Source organism: Mesorhizobium sp. M1329, assembly GCF_040318035.1.
Classification (GTDB): domain Bacteria; phylum Pseudomonadota; class Alphaproteobacteria; order Rhizobiales; family Rhizobiaceae; genus Mesorhizobium.
In genome coordinates this window covers 1-19,048 of sequence record NZ_JAMYLN010000058.1, presented here as the reverse complement: position 1 = coordinate 19,048, position 19,048 = coordinate 1, and the positions used below count along the sequence as shown (strand labels likewise).

At 59.8% G+C, this 19,048-nt stretch carries 17 protein-coding genes and 1 pseudogene; 10 read left to right on the top strand and 8 right to left on the bottom strand.

Translation table 11 applies throughout. The features are described from left to right. A partial coding sequence (locus NKH21_RS31705) for a YciE/YciF ferroxidase family protein (RefSeq protein WP_352869822.1) occupies positions 1-216 on the top strand: 216 nt, incomplete at its 5' end. 195 nt (positions 217-411) lie between these two features. Further along, on the top strand, positions 412-1,575 hold the full coding sequence (locus NKH21_RS31700; protein ID WP_352670509.1) for a beta-glucosidase: 1,164 nt from the start codon (positions 412-414) through the stop codon (positions 1,573-1,575). 124 nt (positions 1,576-1,699) lie between these two features. On the opposite strand, the gene glf is transcribed toward NKH21_RS31700, so the two are convergent. Then, complete coding sequence (glf, locus tag NKH21_RS31695) at positions 1,700-2,842, bottom strand: UDP-galactopyranose mutase (RefSeq protein WP_352670561.1); 1,143 nt, start codon at positions 2,840-2,842, stop codon at positions 1,700-1,702. A gap of 2 nt (positions 2,843-2,844) precedes the next feature. After that, positions 2,845-4,017 (bottom strand): glycosyltransferase, encoded by a 1,173-nt coding sequence (locus NKH21_RS31690; RefSeq protein ID WP_352670506.1) that lies wholly within the window; start codon positions 4,015-4,017, stop codon positions 2,845-2,847. Positions 4,018-4,416: 399 nt separating this feature from the next. Between NKH21_RS31690 and NKH21_RS31685 the strand changes: the two genes are divergently transcribed. Next, entirely contained in the window at positions 4,417-5,340 is a 924-nt protein-coding gene (locus NKH21_RS31685; RefSeq protein WP_352670504.1) for a glycoside hydrolase family protein, read from the top strand. 223 nt (positions 5,341-5,563) lie between these two features. Here NKH21_RS31685 and NKH21_RS31680 read toward each other — a convergent pair whose 3' ends face one another. Together NKH21_RS31680 and NKH21_RS31675 are read right to left on the bottom strand one after the other, a co-directional pair. Next, positions 5,564-6,490 (bottom strand): ArsR/SmtB family transcription factor, encoded by a 927-nt coding sequence (locus tag NKH21_RS31680; RefSeq protein WP_352670502.1) that lies wholly within the window; start codon positions 6,488-6,490, stop codon positions 5,564-5,566. Positions 6,491-6,954: 464 nt separating this feature from the next. After that, positions 6,955-7,269, bottom strand: coding sequence for a hypothetical protein (locus NKH21_RS31675; protein ID WP_352670500.1), 315 nt, complete (start codon positions 7,267-7,269; stop codon positions 6,955-6,957). A 334-nt stretch (positions 7,270-7,603) separates the two neighbouring features. Here NKH21_RS31675 and NKH21_RS31670 point away from each other — a divergent pair, with 334 nt between their 5' ends. From NKH21_RS31670 to NKH21_RS31660, 3 genes are all read left to right on the top strand, one after another. Then, a complete protein-coding gene (locus tag NKH21_RS31670; protein ID WP_352670497.1) occupies positions 7,604-7,837 on the top strand; it encodes a hypothetical protein in 234 nt (77 codons plus the stop codon). 440 nt (positions 7,838-8,277) lie between these two features. Beyond that, positions 8,278-9,147 carry an MBL fold metallo-hydrolase gene (locus NKH21_RS31665; protein ID WP_352670494.1) on the top strand — a complete coding sequence of 290 codons (870 nt, stop codon included), beginning with the start codon at positions 8,278-8,280 and terminating at the stop codon, positions 9,145-9,147. A gap of 319 nt (positions 9,148-9,466) precedes the next feature. Beyond that, the gene (locus NKH21_RS31660) at positions 9,467-9,934 is read left to right on the top strand and encodes a YidB family protein (RefSeq protein ID WP_352670492.1); all 468 of its coding nucleotides are present in this window, start codon (positions 9,467-9,469) and stop codon (positions 9,932-9,934) included. A gap of 76 nt (positions 9,935-10,010) precedes the next feature. Here NKH21_RS31660 and NKH21_RS31655 read toward each other — a convergent pair whose 3' ends face one another. Beyond that, positions 10,011-10,532: a DNA ligase-like domain-containing protein gene (locus NKH21_RS31655; protein ID WP_352670565.1), complete on the bottom strand. Its 522-nt coding sequence runs from the start codon at positions 10,530-10,532 to the stop codon at positions 10,011-10,013. 556 nt (positions 10,533-11,088) lie between these two features. On the opposite strand from NKH21_RS31655, the gene NKH21_RS31645 reads away from it, so the two are divergent. Together NKH21_RS31645 and NKH21_RS31640 are read left to right on the top strand one after the other, a co-directional pair. After that, on the top strand, positions 11,089-12,171 hold the full coding sequence (locus tag NKH21_RS31645) for a sensor histidine kinase (protein ID WP_352869817.1): 1,083 nt from the start codon (positions 11,089-11,091) through the stop codon (positions 12,169-12,171). Between the two features lie 304 nt (positions 12,172-12,475). Further along, the gene (locus NKH21_RS31640) at positions 12,476-13,819 is read left to right on the top strand and encodes an aminopeptidase (RefSeq protein ID WP_352670487.1); all 1,344 of its coding nucleotides are present in this window, start codon (positions 12,476-12,478) and stop codon (positions 13,817-13,819) included. Between the two features lie 267 nt (positions 13,820-14,086). Here NKH21_RS31640 and NKH21_RS31635 read toward each other — a convergent pair whose 3' ends face one another. Beyond that, the gene (locus tag NKH21_RS31635; protein WP_352670484.1) at positions 14,087-14,341 is read right to left on the bottom strand and encodes a DUF982 domain-containing protein; all 255 of its coding nucleotides are present in this window, start codon (positions 14,339-14,341) and stop codon (positions 14,087-14,089) included. Positions 14,342-14,506: 165 nt separating this feature from the next. Between NKH21_RS31635 and NKH21_RS31630 the strand changes: the two genes are divergently transcribed. Beyond that, entirely contained in the window at positions 14,507-14,785 is a 279-nt protein-coding gene (locus NKH21_RS31630) for a transposase (RefSeq protein WP_352670481.1), read from the top strand. A 296-nt stretch (positions 14,786-15,081) separates the two neighbouring features. Continuing rightward, entirely contained in the window at positions 15,082-15,474 is a 393-nt protein-coding gene (locus NKH21_RS31625; protein WP_352670479.1) for a DUF982 domain-containing protein, read from the top strand. A gap of 398 nt (positions 15,475-15,872) precedes the next feature. Here the strand turns inward: NKH21_RS31625 and istB are convergent, their stop codons facing one another. Both istB and istA read right to left on the bottom strand, forming a co-directional pair. After that, positions 15,873-16,673, bottom strand: a complete 801-nt coding sequence (gene istB, locus NKH21_RS31620) for an IS21-like element helper ATPase IstB (RefSeq protein ID WP_352670477.1) — start codon at positions 16,671-16,673, stop codon at positions 15,873-15,875. Further along, positions 16,673-17,960 (bottom strand): annotated as a pseudogene (gene istA, locus NKH21_RS31615) (IS21 family transposase). The gene istB and the pseudogene istA overlap by 1 nt, the downstream one beginning before the upstream one ends. Positions 17,961-19,048 lie beyond the last annotated feature (1,088 nt).

Genomic DNA, 19,048 nt, shown 5'->3' with positions numbered 1-19,048 from the left:
GCATTGGATGCGGGTCTCGTGGCTGCAGCCCAGTCCGTCGAACATTATGAAATAGCGCGCTACGGGACTCTTGTCACATGGGCCGGGTTACTTGGTCTGAAAGAGGCCGTCCCGCTACTCGAACAGACGCTCAAGGAAGAAAAAGCAACCGATGAGGCGCTCACCCGACTGGGCGAAACAGGGGTCAACGAACGGGCGATGCAACAGGCTGCATAACTTCGGATCGAATCGACGCCACCGCGGCCCCGACAGACGGATAGGAGCCTGGTTGTATCCAGGCACACATACGCCGCAGCCGCCGCGCCGTCGACGTGGCGGTGGCCGACCGGTTCCGACTACGCGACCGGAACTGACAATGAGCGATCGCCGCATACGATTGCTTGCGCCCACCCTGGGCGACGGGATGGTTGTATGAACGAGAATACCGCTCGTCGGCCCACGGCAGGCTCTTCCGGGTTCGACAGTTTTTTCATGGCTGGTTTCGAGTGTTCCTCCCACAGGCGCGCCGACGGAGCTCGTCTTGATCTGATCCGCGCGACCTCACACGATATCCATGCACAAGGCGACTATCGCCGTTGCGCCGAGCTTGGCCTTCGCACGATCCGCGACGGCTTGCGCTGGCACCTTATCGAGACAGCGCCCGGAGTCTTCGACTGGTCGAGTTGGACGTCGGCGATCGAAGCAGCCCAGGCGGCCGAGGTGCAGATTATCTGGGATATCTTCCACTATGGCTCGCCAGACCACATCGACCAAGGTAGCCCGGGGTTTATCGACGCCTACGTCCGTTTCGCTGCGGAAGCTGTTCGGGTTCATCGCTCCGTTAGTGGCGTGGCTCCCCTGGTGTGCCCGATCAACGAGATTTCGTTTTTCGCATGGGCGGTGGAGGTCGGCTATTTCCCCCCCGTCGGGCCGAACAAGCGTGGATGGTTCAAACGACACCTTGTCAAAGCTGCGGTCGCCGGCGTGAGGGCGATGCGGGAGGCCGAACCCGGATGCAGGTTCATCTGGGCCGAACCGCTGATTCATATTGCTCCTCGTGACCGTACTCGCCCCGAGCGGCGGAGCGCCGAAAATGCTCGTCAAGGGCAATTCGAGGCATATGACATGCTGACAGGGTGCGTAGAGCCGGAGTTGGGCGGCAGCGAGGACGTTGTAGACGTGATCGGCCTCAACTTCTATCCGCACAACCAATGGTACTTGAATGGCCCAACGATACCGATGGGGCACCACGAATACCGTGCACTTTCGGAAATGCTGGTCGAGGTCGCCGATCGATACAACAAGCCGATATTCATCGCCGAGACCGGCGCCGAAGGATCCGGTCGGCCGGCCTGGCTTCACTACGTTTGCGACGAAGTGCGCGACGCGACCAGCCTCGGTGCACCTGTCCAGGGTATATGCCTTTATCCCGTGACAGCCTACCCAGGTTGGGACAATTCGCGCCACGCCGAAGTCGGCTTGTTCTCCACCATCCATGCGGACGGCTCGCGCACTCTTCGCAAGCCACTTGCGGACGAGTTGGAGCGCCAGCGCCAATTGTTCGTGGCCTTTGAAAAACACGCAAGCGCGCCATAGCCTCGCTGATCAGAACAGCGCGCGTTCAGCTGCATCAACAGCACAGCTAAAGCTGTTCGCCGAGAAGGATCCTTGGCCTCTTTGGCCGTGGGTCGCCCGAACGCCGGTCAGCCCGGCGCATCATTCACTCGGCCGCCTCGCGCCGCGTCGGCGTGACGAGCATCCCGTTGCCGGCAAGGCGCGCCTGAATGCGTCCGAACGTAGCCAATGCCTGGCCTACGACCTGATCCATATTGTAGTAGCGATATGTTGCCAGACGTCCGACGAACCAGACCTCCGGGCAGGCCGCGGCCAAGGCTTCATAGCGCTTGTACAACGACTCGTTTTCGGCCCGCGGCACCGGGTAATAAGGATCTCCGATGTCCGTGGGGTATTCGTAGGTGAGGCTGGTCTTCGGGCTCTGTTGACCGGTCAGATGCTTGTACTCGGTGATCCGTGTGTATTTTTCCGTCTGCGGATAGTTGACGACGGCGACCGGCTGAAACTGCTCACAATCAAGCGTCATGTGCTCAAAGCGCAGCGAGCGGTAGGGCAAGCGACCAAGCTTCCAGTCGAAATACTCGTCGATCGGCCCGGTGTAGATCATCCGCTGAAAGGGAATCTTGTCGCGAATTTCGCGATAGTCGGTCTGCAGCATGATCTTGATCTTGGGGTTATCCAGCATGCGCTGGAACATGCGCGTATACCCGCCTGCCGGCATGTTCTGGAAGCTGTCGCCAAAATAGCGATCATCCCGATCGGTCCGGGTCGGGACTCGCGCTGTCACCGATTTGCTCAACTGGGAAGGGTCGACACCCCACTGCTTCCTCGTATAGCCGCGAAAGAACTTCTCGTAGAGCTCTCTGCCTACAGTGCTCACCACGACGTCTTCGGCGGTGCGGATTTCTTCCACCGTTTCCCGCCGGCAAGCGAAGAAGTCCTGCAACTGCTCGGATGTCAACTCAAGGCCGTAGAGACGGTTTATTGTGTCGAGATTGATCGGTATCGGCAGCAGCTTTCCATCGACGAGCGACAGCACCCGATGTTCGTAAGGCCGCCATTCCGTGAATTGCGACAGGTAGTCGACAATCGATTGGGCGTTGGTGTGGAAGATGTGCGGCCCGTAACGGTGAATCAGGATTCCCGCCTCGTCGTAGCAGTCATAGGCGTTGCCGCCGACGTGATTTCGTCGATCTATTATGAGGACACTTTCCTGGCGTTGTGATGCGATGCGCTCGGCCAGCACGCTGCCGGCGAACCCGGCCCCGACGATCAGCCAATCGAACACGCTCACGCCCTCCTCAGGAACGGCACCACGCTCTTCATCGCTTGGGCACGCTGGATGTGGGCAGACATCGCGTTCCAAGTCTTCTCCCAGGACATGTCGGCAAGGTAGGCGTCGGCCTTGGTCACGAGGAAATCGCGGGGGCGCGCCAGAATGGACCGAAGCTTGGCCTCGATATCCTCCGCGTCGACAATCTCGACAAGGCCTTCGGCGCCGTAGGTACGCACGACGTCGACGATCGCCGTTGAAACCACCGGCAGTCCTGCCGCCAGGAACTCGGGAGTCTTGGTCGGGCTGATGTAGCGGGTCGCTTCGTTGAGCGCGAACGGCATCCAGCCGGCACTCCAATGCCGGAGATAGCTCGGCAGGTCTGCATAGGACTTGCCGCCCAGCCAATGCAGGTTACCTGCCGTGGGAAGGCTCGCCGGATCGATTTTGACGACAGGGCCAAGCATGACGAAATGCACGTCCGGCATTGCCGCAGCCGCCTGCGCGATCAGTTCGACGTCGAGCCGTTCGTCGATGACCCCGAAATACCCCACCCTCGGGTGAGGTATGTCGGCCTGGTCGAGCGGGTCGTCACCTGGCTCTCTCGCCCGATGGAAATGGGCAACGTCGATGCTGCTCGGGAAGGGAAAGATCGACCGATGCAGGCTGCGCTTGGCCTCGTAGAGGCTCTGCCCGCCCGTGAAGACGAGATCGGCGCGTTGCAACAGCGCCTTTTCCAACTGTGTCAACTCTGCGGGAGCATCTTTGAACGCGGAGAGTTCATCCATGCAGTCGTAGACGCAGACGTCACAGGCGAGATGATCGCTGAAACGCAGCGCCATGGGCGTATAATACCAGGCCGTCAATCGGTCATGCGGCGTAGAGGCGACGATCTGATCGACGAACCTGCGCTGAACCGCGTCTGCCCTGGCCGCGGAAGTGCCAACTGGGATAAGCGGCGTCAAAATTCTGATCGTAGGTGAAATATCGTTCACCCGCATCGAAGGATGGCGCCTCTCTTCAAAGATCGGCTCTTCGAAGTAAATTAGCTGCTGCTGTTTTGATGCGAGGGTTAGAATGTGTTGTGGTCTTTGATATACGAAGTTCCATCGGAGGTGGGAAAAGCAGAGTAAAATAGACGATTGTACAGGGATTTTTGGTGTTTTGCGCCGGCCCGCCGCCATTTCCATGTAAATTATCCTTGGTTATAGCTGGAAATCGCCTCGATTAACAAATGTTAATCAAGGTAGCTTCGACATCAACGTTCGCAGCCTTGCATATAACTTCCATCCCAGTAAGTTGTTCCACAGCTGCAAACTGTTTAGGCGAGTCCAGCTGTCCTGCTCCACTTGCGATGGCTCGATAAAAGAACGGGCGAGGCGACCCCCGTTCGATTCAGATCATGAGGCCCATCGCGTCAGGTCGGGCTCCCCAAATGTGGCCCTTTGCCACAGAACGGTTGAAATCCTTCAATCGTTCAACAACCGTTCATCGGCGGAGCTATAAATACGCCTGCGAATCGATTCATGTGAGTCGCGCAGGTGGTTCATTTGAATGGAGCGCCCGAGGAATCGAGGAATGGTTGGCGAATGAAGATCGACTTTGAAACCAACGTCTTTCCGTTGTTTCACCCGCAGGTCGTGGATGACCTGAAGGACCCCTGTCCCGTCTTCGACGGCACGCTCTGGCACGTCTTCGGCTCAAGCGGCACGGTCACGACCGAAAGCTGGAAAATACTCCATGCCACGGCACCGGATCTCTATGGACCCTGGATAGAGCACGAGCCGATCGTCTTGCCGATAACCGGATCGGGCGTTGCGGCACCCGGCGTCATTCATGAGTGCGGCGTCTTCCATATGTTCATCCAGACCGAATTCATGAAGTCCGGCGGACGTTGCGAGCATGCGGTCTCCAATGACGGCTTTCATTGGGTGGTGCTCAATCCGGCGATATTGTCGCTGCCCGACACCGATGAGGACGGCATCTACGATCCCCATCCGGCAATCATCGGCGGCAAGCGCTACATCGTCTATTCAGGCATGCCCACATTCACCAGGGTGCCTCAGCCGGATGTCTTTCTGGCGCGCAGCCAATCCGATTCCTGGTTTGGGCCATGGAAACGTCTCGGCAAGATACTCGATCATCTCGACGTGCCGCATCACAATGCGCGCGAGCATCCGGATTACGAATGGGGGATCGAAGGCGCCCAGCTCGTCGAGCTGCCAGACGGTCGTGTGCTTCTCAACGCCACCTGCTTCCTCCCCGAAGGTCCGCGCGGCAGCCGGCAGCGCGTTTTCTTCGCCATCGCCGATGACGTCAAGGGCCCCTACGTTTCCGTCGGCCCCGTTCTCGACCCTGGTGAGCCCGGCGAGAATGGCCATTCGACCGTGATGATCGACGGCCGGCAACTGACCTTGTTCTATCAGAGCAGGCGTGAGGCGACGAACCACCGCTGGCGGTTCGGGTTAGCAAAGTGCGACCTGGATCGGCACATACTTTCGAGAGTTGCCTAGATGTTTAAGTTCCGGCATTTGCCGGAACGGACGATGAAACGCTCTGGCGGTTGGTGGACGGATCGCTTTGTACCGGTGATTTGAGGGTAGCAGGCGAAAGCCAGCCAGTGGGCGAACCTTGCAACGGCATCTATGCACGTCAGGCAAGCTGGTGGCCTCATAGACGACGTTGCTAGCCGCAAATCGGCAACGGTTTAATTGCGGAGCAACACCGCCAGTCGACTCAGGCGGTTTTGATCCTGAGCAGGATGTCCTGATCGTAATTTCCAAAGCCCTTGCCGAAAATGTTGATCCCGCCGGGGCGCTTGGCGTCGTCCTTGACACCGATACGGACGCGGATTGAATGATGGCTCTTCAGATCGAGTGCGGCGAGGCCGGTTTCGGAAATCCTGAGGCCGTCGATGTAGGTGCCGTCATTGGCAATTCGCCAGTTCTTCAACTTGCCGTATTGCGAGCCCTTGAGCTTCCACCAGGAGGGCGTGAAGACGCCGCGCTTGTCGCCGAAATCCCCTGGCGATGTCCAGGTGCCGACATCGACGCCATTGATTGTCAGCGTAATGTCCGAGGGCCAATCGGCGCTGGTGCCCGGCACTTCCGAGGACAGCTCTATCGCCACTTCGAGTTCGGTGATCTCGGCATTGGCGAGCTTGGCATTGTTGGGGAACTGGTATTCGACAAAACCGCGCGTGAACCACAGCAAACCGGCTTTCATGCGGTCCGGATCAAGGAAAGTGTTGGGAACATCGAGCAGACCGATGATGCCGTCCGGCGAACAAAGGCCGCAGGGCGCGGTAACCTCGAAGCCGGTGTAAAGCCCGACCGGCATCGACACTTCGATCGCGTCGTTCTTGACCTTACGATACTCACCCTTGAACACGACGAGCACTTTTTCGGCGGTCGGATAGCAGATTTTCTGGTTGCCTTTCTTCGCTTTCTGGTTCTCGGTGCGGATCAGCCCCGCATCCTCCAGCACCTGGATGTTGGTCGAGACGGTCGACTGCGGCAGCGACAGCACGGCGGCGATTTCGTTGATATTCATCGGCCCCTTTTCATGCAGCAGTTTCAGCATCGAGATCCGCGCCGAGGAGGCAAGCCCCTTGAGCACGGCAATGCCTTCCTCAGGTTCGATCACCAGAAAATTGCGACTCATCAAATTGCCAGTCTATGCTCCTGACAGAGGTAATGGGTTCGCTCGTGCTTGTAAGTTGCGTTAGTGGGTGGGCATTGCAACGGCGCTGAACGAAACGCCGAGCCGGTGATTTGGTTACACAAGCGCTCGAAAGGCAGTAAGCCCGGCATGCTGCACCAACAAGGATGGTGCGACACGTCTACATTTCTCAGAGCGTCAACTCCTTGTAGTGCGGTGCTTGACAGCCCGCGGCCTCAATGCAGATGACTAGACGCTTGCGGCCTGAAGACAGACAGAAGCGAGCCACGAATTGCGGCCGTTCCCCTGGCCAATCTCCAAGATGTCAGACCTCGACCTCGATGTTACCGGAACCGGCGGGGATGGATACACACGATGCGGTTCGCTGAAATGCGTTGTCGCCGTAAGTTATGTCATCGGATTCGCCACCCGATAAGGTCGGGACAGGGTTCTACCTATTGCTTTAGTCAGTTGCGGCCAGCCTTGAGCGCACGTGCGAGGAGCCGGGCGTCATTTAGCCGGATCACGCACGTCTCAAACGCTTTGGTCGGGCCGTGCCAGCGCAGCTCTTCGACATTATCGAACAGCTGAGCGTCCGTACGCAGCTTCGCGAGATTGACCGTCGGCTTGCAGCGGCTGCAGTTGAACCTCAGCGTTAGTGGATCGACGCCACCAGGTCCGCGGAACGGCAGTCGCGGACGTTGCCGCAGCTGCATTTCAGCCTTGACGAGCATATTGTGCCGGGTCGCCTTGCCCAGCGTGTCGATTGGTTCGTGCGTCATGAGAACATAGAGGGAACATTTTCCTTGATCGTCAAGCCCGGCTGTGGAATGTTTTCAACAAATCTGGGCAGAGAAACTAACAATGAGCGACGGACTGATCCGTGTTCCCGGCGCAATAGAGCCCGTCGACCGGAGTTACAAAAATTGAGCTTCTTCGGGGAACAGTCTTTCTGTCTGCCTGTTGGATGTGCCAGCGCATCCCGCGCATTCAGACGGGAGACGCATCCTTTTGGCTTCGGCCGTACTGGCGGTGTCGGCCGGGCTTTCCTTTGCCCAGACGACGAGCGGAACTTCGAGCGGAAGCCCATCCAACGGAACCTCGAGCACGACAACCATGCCCAGCACGACGGATCAGGGCACCGGCACGACGAGCAGCGGGACCAACATGCTCGGCGATCAGGGCACCGACACGATCACCACCGGCGGCACCACAAATCAGAACTCGGCCAGAGACTGCGCGACCGGCCAGCAGACTGGCAGCGCTCAGCAGGCGCCGCCTGGTCAGCAGGACACGACAGCCAACACCGCCGCGCCAAGTCAGGTGAAAAAGACCGACCAGGGTTGTTGATGGCATCGGCTCGGCTGGCGAGCAAGTTGCCGCCAGCCGAGCATCAGTTGAGGAACCTCTGCGCTTGAGGGCATTGCAGCGGCGAGACCGAACCGCGTGCGCTCCGCCGCAATGATCGTGGTTCGGAACCCAATCCTGCGTGGGGATTCCGGCGGCGGATTTGAATCGTGATCGTCGCGCAGCCGTGACCAGCAGTGCCGCCCGCAGGCCCGCCGCGTACGTTGGCGAAATACCGCATCCAATCGGGCGCGCGCCATCTTCGTTGCTCAGTCCAGCTCGTCCTTGCGTGGCCGGGTAATGCCGAACCGATTGGTCGACTCCGGTGATCGACTGTCCGGAGCTGCCTGGCGAACGAGGAACAAGGAGGGCCGTGCCAAGTTCGGGGCGATGTACCACCGCCGCCGATCGGCGGCTGCTCAGCAACAGAGGCACGGGATCACATGACCGTTCAGATTCGACTTTCCGAGATCGACCACGCCAGACGTGAGGATCGTGGCGACGGCGCTTGGAGCATCGCACCGGACCTGGGTTATTTGCGGCTAGCAATCGTCAATGTCGTGTTCTTCGGCGCACCGGGCAGCGGAGATCGGAACTGGGTGCTGATCGATACGGGGTTGCCGACGTCGCGCAGCAGCATTCTTGCGGTCGCGGAAAGGCGGTTTGGCACGAACGCACGGCCGGCCGCGATCATCCTGACCCACGGCCATTTCGACCATGTGGGAACGGTTCTAGACCTCGCAAATAAATGGGACGTGCCTGTCTTCGCGCATCCACTCGAGCGCCCGTATTTGGACGGAACCGCATCCTATCCGCCACCCGATCCCTGGGTCGGGGGTGGACTGATGGCGCTGCTGTCGCCGCTTTTTCCACGCGGGCCAATTGACCTTGGCAACCGTTTGGAACTCTTACCTGCCGACGGATCGATCCCCGGAATGCCCGGATGGCGATGGTTACACACACCCGGGCACGCCCCTGGGCATATCTCGCTCTGGCGCGAGAAGGACCGTTCGCTGATCGTAGGGGACGCTTTCATCACCACCGGTCAGGAGTCAGTCTATGAGGTCGCCGTCCAGGGTCTCGAGATGCACGGTCCGCCGCGCTACTTCACGCCGGACTGGGATGCGGCGGAAAGATCCGTGAAGCACTTGGCTGCCCTGAACCCGCAGATAGTCATCAGTGGACACGGTGCGGCTGCTGCGGGAGTGGGAATGCGTCACGCTCTTGACAGCCTGGCTGAGCGGTTCAGGGTGTTCGCCGTCCCGCCGAAATTGAAATTTGTGCGCGAGCCGGCGGCAGTCCAAGATGGCTGAGACTAACCGAGCCGCCGTCGTTCTGAATATGGTCAAGTTGCGCAGACTCCACCTCTCGAGCCGGTAGAGTTACCCGTCCGATCGCGCGCCCCATCGTCGCCGACAAACTCTGACAAGCGGAACAAACCCGAGAAGCGCCGGTTAGGTCGTTTGATCGGCGCAGGGCGACTGCGGCCAAGCGCCCCGAAGTTCGGCGTCAGGAGAACGTCCGATGGAAAACGAGTACCCCCAAGGACGCGTCCTCTCCGCCGGACCAGCCCACACGCGTCGGCATTCGCCAAGACTTGGCTTCGATTCGCTCAACCGTGGAGGAGACCGAATGGCAAATCTGGGAAGATTGGCGATCGCCATCCTTGGCGTTCTGGCATACCAAAATCGCGACAAGCTCCGTGAATTGATTCCGGGAGCAGGGTATCTTAACCCAAACGACCCGCAACGCAGAATTCTGGCTCAGATAACGAATGGCGTGTCGAGGGCTGACCTTGGTGAGATCCTCGACCGCTTCAGGGAGGTGGGGGCAGGATCGAAGGTCGACTCGTGGGTTGGCCGCGGGCCAAACCAACCAATCGAGCCAAGGGACGTCGAAGCGGCAATGGACGAAGGTACACTCACGTCCATTTTAATGCACACGGGTCTTTCGCGCGAGGAGCTAATCAGAAAGATTGCGCGGGATCTACCCGAGACAGTCAACGAGATGACGCCGAATGGTGAATGGCCGCCTGAGCCGACACAAGGCTTGGATAAGTCGACCCTGCTCGAGGATGTATCCGTGACTAGCCTAGTCTAGCCCTCGTCGCCGAAGCCCAGCAGAGAAGCGTGGCGTATGTATTTGTGCTCACCACGAAGGTGCTTGATCCGCAATTTCACGCCAGGCTCAACCCACTGGGTCGCCGGTCGCTTCTTGATGCCCTCCGGAGGCGGGCCGGCATGGTCCTTTGCCCGTTTCCGCGTTCGTTCATGTCGCGCCCCAGGCTGATAAAGGCCGAGCCGACATATTTTTCCGGTGTCGGGCTGCGCCAGCAAGGCGAATGCGGCCTTGCCGGGCTCTCGTTCGACGCCAAGCAGAACTTGAATATGAAGCTCCTGGTCTTCAGCCAATTCGAAGTCGGACCGCTGCGAGCTTGGAAACGATCCCCTCGATACCCGCCTGGATCGTAGCCGTCGAGATGCATGATATCGAAGGCGCCGAGGATCATGGCGGAGGGATCGCTGTGGACGGCCTTCTGCAACGCGTCGAAATCGGGCAGGCCGGCATCATTGGTGACGACCGCCTCGCCCTCGAAGATCGCGTTCCTGACCTCGAGCTCCCTCGCGGCTTCGACGAGGCCGGTATATTTGCTCGTCCAGTCGGCGCCGCGGCCTGACGAAGATGCATATGGTCTCACATACGATCAGATTGATGACTTCCTAGAAGGCCGGGAGATCAACGAAGCGGCGCGCAGGCGCATACTTCATGTGCATTCCAGCACAGCCATAAGCGAGCGCTTCCGGTCACACCGTTGGCCATGACGAGCTTGACATTGGCGCATCGGCAATAGTCGTCTCAACATTCGCGACCGATAGGCTTGCCGCAGATAGGCAGCTAATGGCCTGAACTACCGCTGGAGCGATGCATTGCCCTCTCAGGGCGCACGCGGTCATGCGGTCGACAGTGTCGCGTATGGGCGAGGCCGGCACGCGAACTTCACTCCTCCCTGAATGCCCGCTCTCCTGATCTTCCGCAGCGTACCCACTTGACCCGCCGCCTCAACGTTCCAGGCACCTGGATCGCAGCCGGTCCTTGCCGCTCTCCTTCGGCCGGTCGCAATTTAGACATGCGGCCGCTACGCGATGCAGGGCTGGTTGTCAGATGCGCGATGCAAAACGTGAGATGCAGCTCCAGTTTTGGCGATGGCAGGCGCGCCGCATTGTTGATATCATCCGCACAGAACAGGCTCGCAAATGACATCGGATTCAAAGAAGGGTGAGGCGGTCGAGCAGTTGCTTGATACACCTGACCTTGCAACAGCACTCGAAAGCGAACAGTTCAAGAAATTCCTGGACCAGGTGCCGATCGCCATAGCTGTTTCGGACCTTACCGGTGAAGAGCGCGTGGTCTACGCCAATCCGGAATTCGAGAAACTGTCAGGCCTGACAGCCGCCAGGCTCACCCGAAAAAACTGGCCCGCCCTTTTAGGCACAGGCCTCCATCAGCAAAAGGACAGGGCGCTAGCCGAGGCTGTGGTCGAGGGATCCGATTTGGTCGGCACCTTCAGGCTGGAGCGCAGCGAAGATAGACCCGCGATCGTCGACGTTTATTCCAACGAGATAGAGGACGACAACGGCAAGGTCTGTTTCCGACTGGTGGCCCTGGTCGACGTATCGGCTCACGGCGAGGCGGGAGATCAGCGCTCGGCCGAGGAACGTGTCAGCGACAAAGACACACTGCTTCGCGAACTGCAGCACAGGGTGAAGAACAACCTCCAGATGATCACTGCACTTATCCGGCTGGAAAGCCGCAACGCTACCGAGGCCGACCGGAAACGGTTTGAGCGGCTCGCCGGTCGCGTCGACGCTTTGGCGATCCTGTACCAGACGCTAACGGCCGACGAGCCGAAGGAGGAGGTCGACCTTGGTGTGTATCTCAGCCAGATCGCGTCCGCGGTCATGAGCTCGCACGCAGTCGAGGGGATCCGGCTGGATATGAAGGTGGATACATATCCGGTGTCAATAAACGTCGCCATGCCGGCGGGACTGGTCGTAAATGAATTGCTGACCAATTCACTTAAGCATGCGTTCCGCGGCCGCGATGGCGGCACGATAACGCTGCACAGCATCGTCGATGGCGACGGCTGCCGGGTTATAGTGGCGGACGATGGAATCGGCCTGCCGGAAGGCGAGATGTGGCCCAAGCCAGGCAAGCTCGGAGCGCTGATCGCGCGATCGCTGACCGAGAACGCCAAGGCGCAGTTAGCCGTCGAGTCCAGCGCCAACAAAGGGACGAAGGTGACCATCGTTTTCAAGCGGTCGGCGGCAGCAAGCTGAACGATTGCCATCGAACAGAGCAGGCCGGAGGCTGGCTCACGTCGCGGCTTTGAGCAGGTGGCTGCAAACACGCCCCGGACGCCCCTCGGCGGTCGAGAAGGAGTATTGCGGCGCAACTCACCCAAACGTCGATCCGCCCGAATTCCGCGACGATGGTATCGCCCATGCGCTCGACTTCAGAGCGATTTGTAGGATCGGTGCCCGGAGAACACGCGCGCTCCGAGTTACGAGCAGTCCGGACGCCGCCCACTCGGCACGCGCCGGCTCACGCGTCACGAGAACACGTCACAATCCTTTGCCGCGAATGCGCCTGCAGCCGCCCGCCCGATCCCACTGGAGGCGCCGGTGGTGTCCCCTGGAAGCTGAAACGCTCTGCGCGTTTACCGCGAGCTTCATCGCTGCACCTGACACCTTCGCGCTCATCGCGCGCGGGCTGGCAATTCAGCAGCGAGTCATCGCATTGGCCAATCTTGCGGAGGACGAAGGTCTAACCTACACATCAAAATTCGTCCGACTGTTCGTGGCCGGAGGCAACCCCGAAATTGCGCTATCGGGACGTGAGAGCAAAACCGTGATGCGTGCATTCGTTCGATTGGTTGCTGCGATTATCCTGACGCCGGGCGTGGCCAGTTGCACCAGTATCTCCTACTACGCGCAATCTTTGCAGGGCCATGTGCAGATCATGACGGCGCGCCAAGACGTCGGAAAACTGATCAACGATCCTTCGACCCCTGAGATATTGCGCGCCCAAATGGCATCGGCAAACGCCATACGACAGTTTGCTATCGATGAACTGGCGCTGCCCGACAACAACAGCTACCGCAGCTATGTTGATGTTGGTCGCGACTCTGTGACATGGGCCGTCTTCGCCGCGCCGGAATTCTCGCTGACACCACGAACATGGTGCTTTCCGGTTTTCGGCTGTGTTCCCTACCGGGGATATTTCTCCGAGGAGTCTGCGACTGAAACCGCCGCAGAACTTCAAAGACAGGGCCTCGACGTCTATGTAACGGGCATCACTGCATATTCCACGCTTGGCTGGTCGAGTGACCCGCTGCTAAGCACGATGCTCACCCAAGATGGAACGTATCTCGCAGGGCTGGTATTCCATGAGCTGGCCCACCAGCGCGTCTACGTGCATAACGATTCCGCGTTCAACGAGGCGTTCGCGGTCGCTGTCGAAACAACGGGTGTGAGAAAATGGCTGCGCGCGACTGGCGATACTGCCGGATTGCGCCGTTACGAAGCCGACCGGAGGCGCAGAGCTGAATTTCTCGCGCTGGTGTCGCGGACCAGGGACGAGCTGGGGCATGTCTATCACGACAATGGCACTTCTGAGCAGAAGCGGGCCGCAAAGACGGCCGCGATCGAACGGCTGAGGACGCGCTACCGTCAGATGCGCGACAAGCGCTGGGGTGGATACCGCGGATATGACGCCTGGTTCGATGCTCCGATCAATAACGCAAAGCTCGCCGCGACTTCTGTCTACAGCGATAGGGTGCCGGCCTTTCTCCAATTGTTCGACTTGTGTTCGGGCGACTATCCACGGTTCTATGCAGCGGTTCGAAGGCTTGGCGCGCTGGACAAAGCTCGGCGTACCGAAGCGCTTGCCGGGGCAGACGCATGTTATGGGGACAGTCAAAGCTGACCGCCGAGTCGGATCCTCCGACATTATTTGGGCGTGAACTGACTGGGAGGTTTCGGGCGGATGCGCAGCTATCGTGGACACCAAGTCGCGAGGGCAGTGTTCTTCACCCGGCCCGATCGCTCGGCGGGACTGGCGAATTATTCTGCGCAGCAAAGATATTAACATCGAATATGCAGTGCAGTGCAGCCACTATCCGCTGCCAGCGCCGGGCACAAAGTCGTTGATCCCGGCACCGCTCCGCGATTCACCGATTCACGCGAACGGTGCTTAGATCTCTTCACCGAGGAGTATTTTGGCCTCTTTGGCAGCGTTTAGAAATGCCTGGCGCGCTATCCTTGGTGGCTTTTCTCCGCGGATGACAGCAAGGCACGCTTTGATGGCAGTGAGCCGCGACTTGCTTGTTGGCTGAGGCCATTCCCTAAGCAAGATTTCGGCAGCGTCCGATACGGAGGCAACGACTCTGTCACGATCGATCCGGCCGGGCTGAACGACGACAGGCTTTCTGAAACGTGTAGCTGGCACGACACTCTCCAAACCGACCACTCACGGTAGATTCGACCAACCCTTAGCGCTAGCTCAAAAGTAAATGGCCGTCGAAAGTGTGTAAGCGCTGTGATCGTGTCCCGGCGGCACCTTTCGCGCGTGGATGTAAGGGACGATGTTCGAGGCCTTTGAGGGCTTCGACATATGACGATTTCAGAGTTTACGCTTAAGTCCAAGGACGAGGAGCCGGTCCGTCGGCTGGAGATCTTCACTGGTTCGGGTCGGCGGCGTGAGTGGCCGCCGGAGGAGAAGGCCCGGATAGCGGCGGAGAGCTACGAGGCGGGCGAGACGGTTTGTGCTGTGGCACGCCGGTATGGACTTTCCCCGCAGCAACAGTGGGCGGGACATGATCGATGTCGTTGCCCAACGTCGCCCCACCGCAATAGATGCAGTAGGGCTGTTTGTTTCGGACCTTCTGACTAAGCTTACCCTGCTCGATCCCTCAGGCGTTTTTGTGGCCCCAACGGGTACCACAACCGCCCCCAGAGCGCCTCATGGCCGACTGTTGAGGACGGTGGCTGCGCAGTGAGGGAAACGAAGGGGGTACCGGGGGTCATCGCGCGAGCCAGTTATCCGATCATCCGCTCAGAAATTTCTACCAACATTCCCTGGCCCACGCTCCCATACCAAACGTCTGTTGATCTTTCCTTAGTTCCCGACATTATACGGAACCGGTTTAGGTACAAAGATGGTTGAAGTCGAGAGAACCAGGTACAAAGATGGTTGAAGTCGAGAGAACTAAGCAGAGGTCGGATGCCGCCAGCAGATACCTTCGAATGCTGCTTAGTTTATCATTAAAACGAATGCTGACGGACGAGCAAAAGTTGCTTAGGGGCCTTACACGGGCGGCAAGGAGTGGCCCTATGGCAACCCATTGGTTCTCTCCTCCGGTCCCAGTCAGGACTGAGGGTCGCAATACGACGCACCACGTCAACAACGCAGTGGCAGCAGCCAAGGAACTCTTAATGTGGACCAACCGTGGCCCTCAGTGGAATCTCGCGGTTCACGTATGCGTCGCCGTGCTTGCCGACGAGATGGAACCTGAGGAGGCCCGGAAGGCATTCCTGGCTGCGGCCGAAGAGGAGGGGGTGGTGCGACGCTCGTCTGATTAGCGCCAACAGGCCCAGATACTCGAGCCCCCCACTTAGCACTTCTTGCAAATTATTCGATCCCTTTCGGAAACTTTGCAAGGGCAGGCGCCGGGCTGTGCCTTGGGGTTTGATGGCGGAGAATCGCTGGCTCGCCAAGGTCCATAGCCGCCCTAAATTGCCCTCATGGCAACCCATTGGTTCCCGCCGGTGTTCGTAAGGACTGAAGCCGGTGACAGGCATAGCTGCAACAATGTGAGGGCAGCCCTCGAGCAGCTAAAGACGTGGACCCGGAGAGGACCTCGCTGGCACAAGGCGGTGACCCTCTGCCTGTCAGCCTTGGAGGGCGATCCGATTGACCCTCACGTGTGTCAAGCGAAGTGAGGATTTGACCCCCTGGGCGAACTGAGGATTTGACCTCCTCATTGTTTTGCGGTTTCGTTGGTGCCGAGCGTCGTTCCGGGCTTCTGCAATAGGCCGGAACGACGCTTTTCGCGAAGCCGGTAGCTGTCGCCACGGATGGTTATCACTGTCGAATGATGAAGCAGGCGATCAAGGATCGCCGTTGCCACCACGGGATCGCCAAACACGCTGCCCCATTCGCCCACCGAGCGGTTGGAGGTGATCAGGATCGATCCCCGCTCATAACGCCGCGACACCAGCTGGAAGAACAGGTGTGCGGCATTGGCTTCGAACGGGAGATAGCCGAGCTCGTCGATGATCAGCAGTTTCGGCCGCGACAGGGTCGTCAGTTGCTTTTCGAGTGAACCGTCGTCATGGGCCTTGGCCAGCATCGCCACGAGCGTGGCCGCCGTGACGAACTGGACGCTATGGTTCTGCCGGATCGCCTCGCGCCCGAGAGCCACCGCCAGATGTGTTTTGCCCGTACCCGGAGGTCCAAGGAACAGGACCGTGTCGCCATGGGCAATCCAGCGGCAGGTCGCCAGCTCCCGGACTTGGCGCTGATCCAGCGACGGCTGCGCGTCGAAGTCGAAGCCCTCGAGTTCGCGCACAAACGGGAACTGCGCGATCTTGCCTGCCATGGAGATGCGCCGCTCGTCGCGCCGCGCGATCTCGCGCGTCACCAGGAAGGCCAAAGCCTCGCGCAAGGTCATTTGCGAACGCGCCGCTTCGTCCAGGAGCGTATCGAGCTGGTCCCGGATCGCGGTCAGCTTCAGCCGGTCGAGCTGAGCCACCAGCATCTCGTGATCGACCGTCGTCATCACCAGCTGCCTCCCACCAGTGCCTCATATTCGGCCAGCGGCCGCAACAGAGCGGAAGGCGCAACAATATCCGCCGGCGCCGATTGCACCGGCGCAGCAGCGCCGACAACGCCGGCAAGATGCGCGCGCTCGACAATCCGTTGGCGACGTCCGCGGCACAAGGCATGATCCGCCACCACCTCGCCCGCATGACGCACGATAACGCGGCCGCCCAGCACCACGACCTGGACGCTCTCCCCGATCAGCCGCCAGGGAACCGAGTAACTGTTCGTGTCCAGGTCGATTGCGCAGTCTGCTGGACCTTGCGCACGAGATCCCGCAATTGCCCGAACGGCGCGCGTCCGCCCAGAGGGCGAAGCGCCATGGCTTCTTCGGCAAAGCGTTCTGCAGGAGCCACCCCGGTCGTGCCATGCACACGCTGATCGGCAATCTCGCGCGTCCACCGGTCCAGATGCGCCTCGAACGCCGCCCAGTTCTCGAACCGGCGGCCGGCAATCGCATTGTGCTTGACGTAGCCGACCCCGCGTTCGTCCTTCCCCTTCGTACGCGCCCGGTAGGGCGCACAAGCCCGTGGCGTAAATCCCCAGTAGCGGGCAAAGGCGTGCAGCCGCACATTGAACCGCACCTCCCGCGTCGCCGCATCGTGATGTTCGACCAGCGCTTTCGGATTATCGAACAGCACTTCCGTTGGAACCCCACCGAAGCGAAGGAAGGCTCCTTCCATCCCCTCCAACCAGTCCGCCTGGCGCTCCCGAAGCGAGGGGCGGATATGCAGCCGACGCGAGTAACCCAGCGTTGCCACAAACAGGTGCACCCGAACACGCTCGCCGCCGATCCACGCCCGCGTGTCGCCAAAGTCGATCTGCATCTGATGTCCCGGCGCCGTCTCAAACCGAACCGTCGCGCGCTTCTGCACCCTCAACTCCCGACGCCAACCCTGCACCCGAAGCTCCACCGACCGAAGCCCTATGACGATCCCATGTTCGCTCTCCAGTTCCTGGCGCACCACATCGGCGTTGCCACCATGGCGGAAGAAGCGCTCCCGCAGCCAATCGTCTAGCCCGTCAAACGCGCTCCGCCGCACAGGCTTGCGAAACGGAACAGTCCCGCCTTCGCGCAGATACCGACGCACGTGTTGCGCGCGCACCCGAATTCCTTCGCCAGCCGCTTCGCTCCCCAGCCAAGCTCATGCAGCCGCAGCATCGCTGCCACCTCTTCAGGCTGAAGCATCTCCTCTCCCTGCATCGTTCTCGACAATGCAGGAATCGCCGAAATCCCAATCGTCATCCATGCCTCCTCTCATAACGGAGGGGGTCAGTTCTTCATTTCGTCAGGGGGTCAGTTTCTCAATTCGCCCGACAACGTGACACGAAAGGCATTTGAGGCTGCCGCCAAGGAGGCCAAGATGTATCTCTCCCCTGAGCGATAGGCATCATGGCATCCCATTGGTTCTCCCCTCCGAGCGGACCAACCGTGGCCCTCAGTGGAACCCCGTGGTGCGCGTTTCCGTGGCTGTTATTGCCGACGAGGTGGAGCCTGAGGAGTGCCGCAAGGCATTCTTGGCTGCTGCCATAGAGGAGGGGGTTGGTGCTGCGCTCGTCTGATTAGGGCCGAATGGGTCGGTTACCCGAGCCCCCGCTCAGAGGTTCCCAACAAATTATTCGCTCCCTTTCGGAACCCTTTCGCAACGAAAGTGTTTCAGACCGAATCTGGGGACGACCTTATGCCGGCACGACCAACAGTAGCGACAGCCTTCCAGCGGCTGATCAGCTCAGAAGATCATCGTCAGATGCTTCGCAACAGGCTTGGTCTCGAAGTCGACGAGCAACTGCCGGCGTCCCTTGCTGCATTGCTGCAGGAGCTTGAGCGGCGAGAGCAGGTGGAGGCTGATTGGAGCGCCAGCACTATGGCAGACGCGGGCTGCCCTATGGCGTTTAACGAGTCAGAAGGAACCTTCAGTGACCGTTGCAATGCTCCGTAAGGAACGCGGCTTCCGACGGATGATCAGTTCGGAAGACTACCGTCGGAAGCTACGCAGGCTCCTGAGGTTCGTAGGTGAACCAACTCTGACGCCGACGCTTGCCGCGCTGGCGCAGGAGCTTTCGGAAGAGTTGGAGCAGCGGAAGCAACAATCGGCCGACGAGAACCCGTAGCCGCCCAATGTACCCTCATGGCAACCCATTGGTTCTCCCCGCCGGTGTACGTCAGGACCGACCGACCGGGGGTCACCTACGGATGCAACAATGTCGAGGGTGCCGCCGAGGAACTCCTGAAGTGGACCAAGATGAGACCTAGATGTTTAGTCCCGGCATTTGCTGGAGCGGATTGAGAGTGAAGCGCTCGGGCTGGGAAGCCCATGCCTTGCAGATGAACTC

Coding starts and splice junctions, on each gene's coding strand:
- NKH21_RS31665 (WP_352670494.1), top strand. CDS start 8,278: ATGACCGTTCAGATTCGACTTTCCGAGATCGACCACGCCAGACGTGAG.
- NKH21_RS31645 (WP_352869817.1), top strand. CDS start 11,089: ATGACATCGGATTCAAAGAAGGGTGAGGCGGTCGAGCAGTTGCTTGAT.
- NKH21_RS31625 (WP_352670479.1), top strand. CDS start 15,082: ATGGTTGAAGTCGAGAGAACTAAGCAGAGGTCGGATGCCGCCAGCAGA.
- NKH21_RS31630 (WP_352670481.1), top strand. CDS start 14,507: ATGACGATTTCAGAGTTTACGCTTAAGTCCAAGGACGAGGAGCCGGTC.
- NKH21_RS31690 (WP_352670506.1), bottom strand. CDS start 4,017: ATGGAAATGGCGGCGGGCCGGCGCAAAACACCAAAAATCCCTGTACAA.
- istB (WP_352670477.1), bottom strand. CDS start 16,673: ATGACGACGGTCGATCACGAGATGCTGGTGGCTCAGCTCGACCGGCTG.
- NKH21_RS31670 (WP_352670497.1), top strand. CDS start 7,604: ATGCCCAGCACGACGGATCAGGGCACCGGCACGACGAGCAGCGGGACC.
- NKH21_RS31640 (WP_352670487.1), top strand. CDS start 12,476: ATGCGCCTGCAGCCGCCCGCCCGATCCCACTGGAGGCGCCGGTGGTGT.
- NKH21_RS31660 (WP_352670492.1), top strand. CDS start 9,467: ATGGCAAATCTGGGAAGATTGGCGATCGCCATCCTTGGCGTTCTGGCA.
- NKH21_RS31700 (WP_352670509.1), top strand. CDS start 412: ATGAACGAGAATACCGCTCGTCGGCCCACGGCAGGCTCTTCCGGGTTC.
- NKH21_RS31675 (WP_352670500.1), bottom strand. CDS start 7,269: ATGACGCACGAACCAATCGACACGCTGGGCAAGGCGACCCGGCACAAT.
- NKH21_RS31680 (WP_352670502.1), bottom strand. CDS start 6,490: ATGAGTCGCAATTTTCTGGTGATCGAACCTGAGGAAGGCATTGCCGTG.
- NKH21_RS31685 (WP_352670504.1), top strand. CDS start 4,417: ATGAAGATCGACTTTGAAACCAACGTCTTTCCGTTGTTTCACCCGCAG.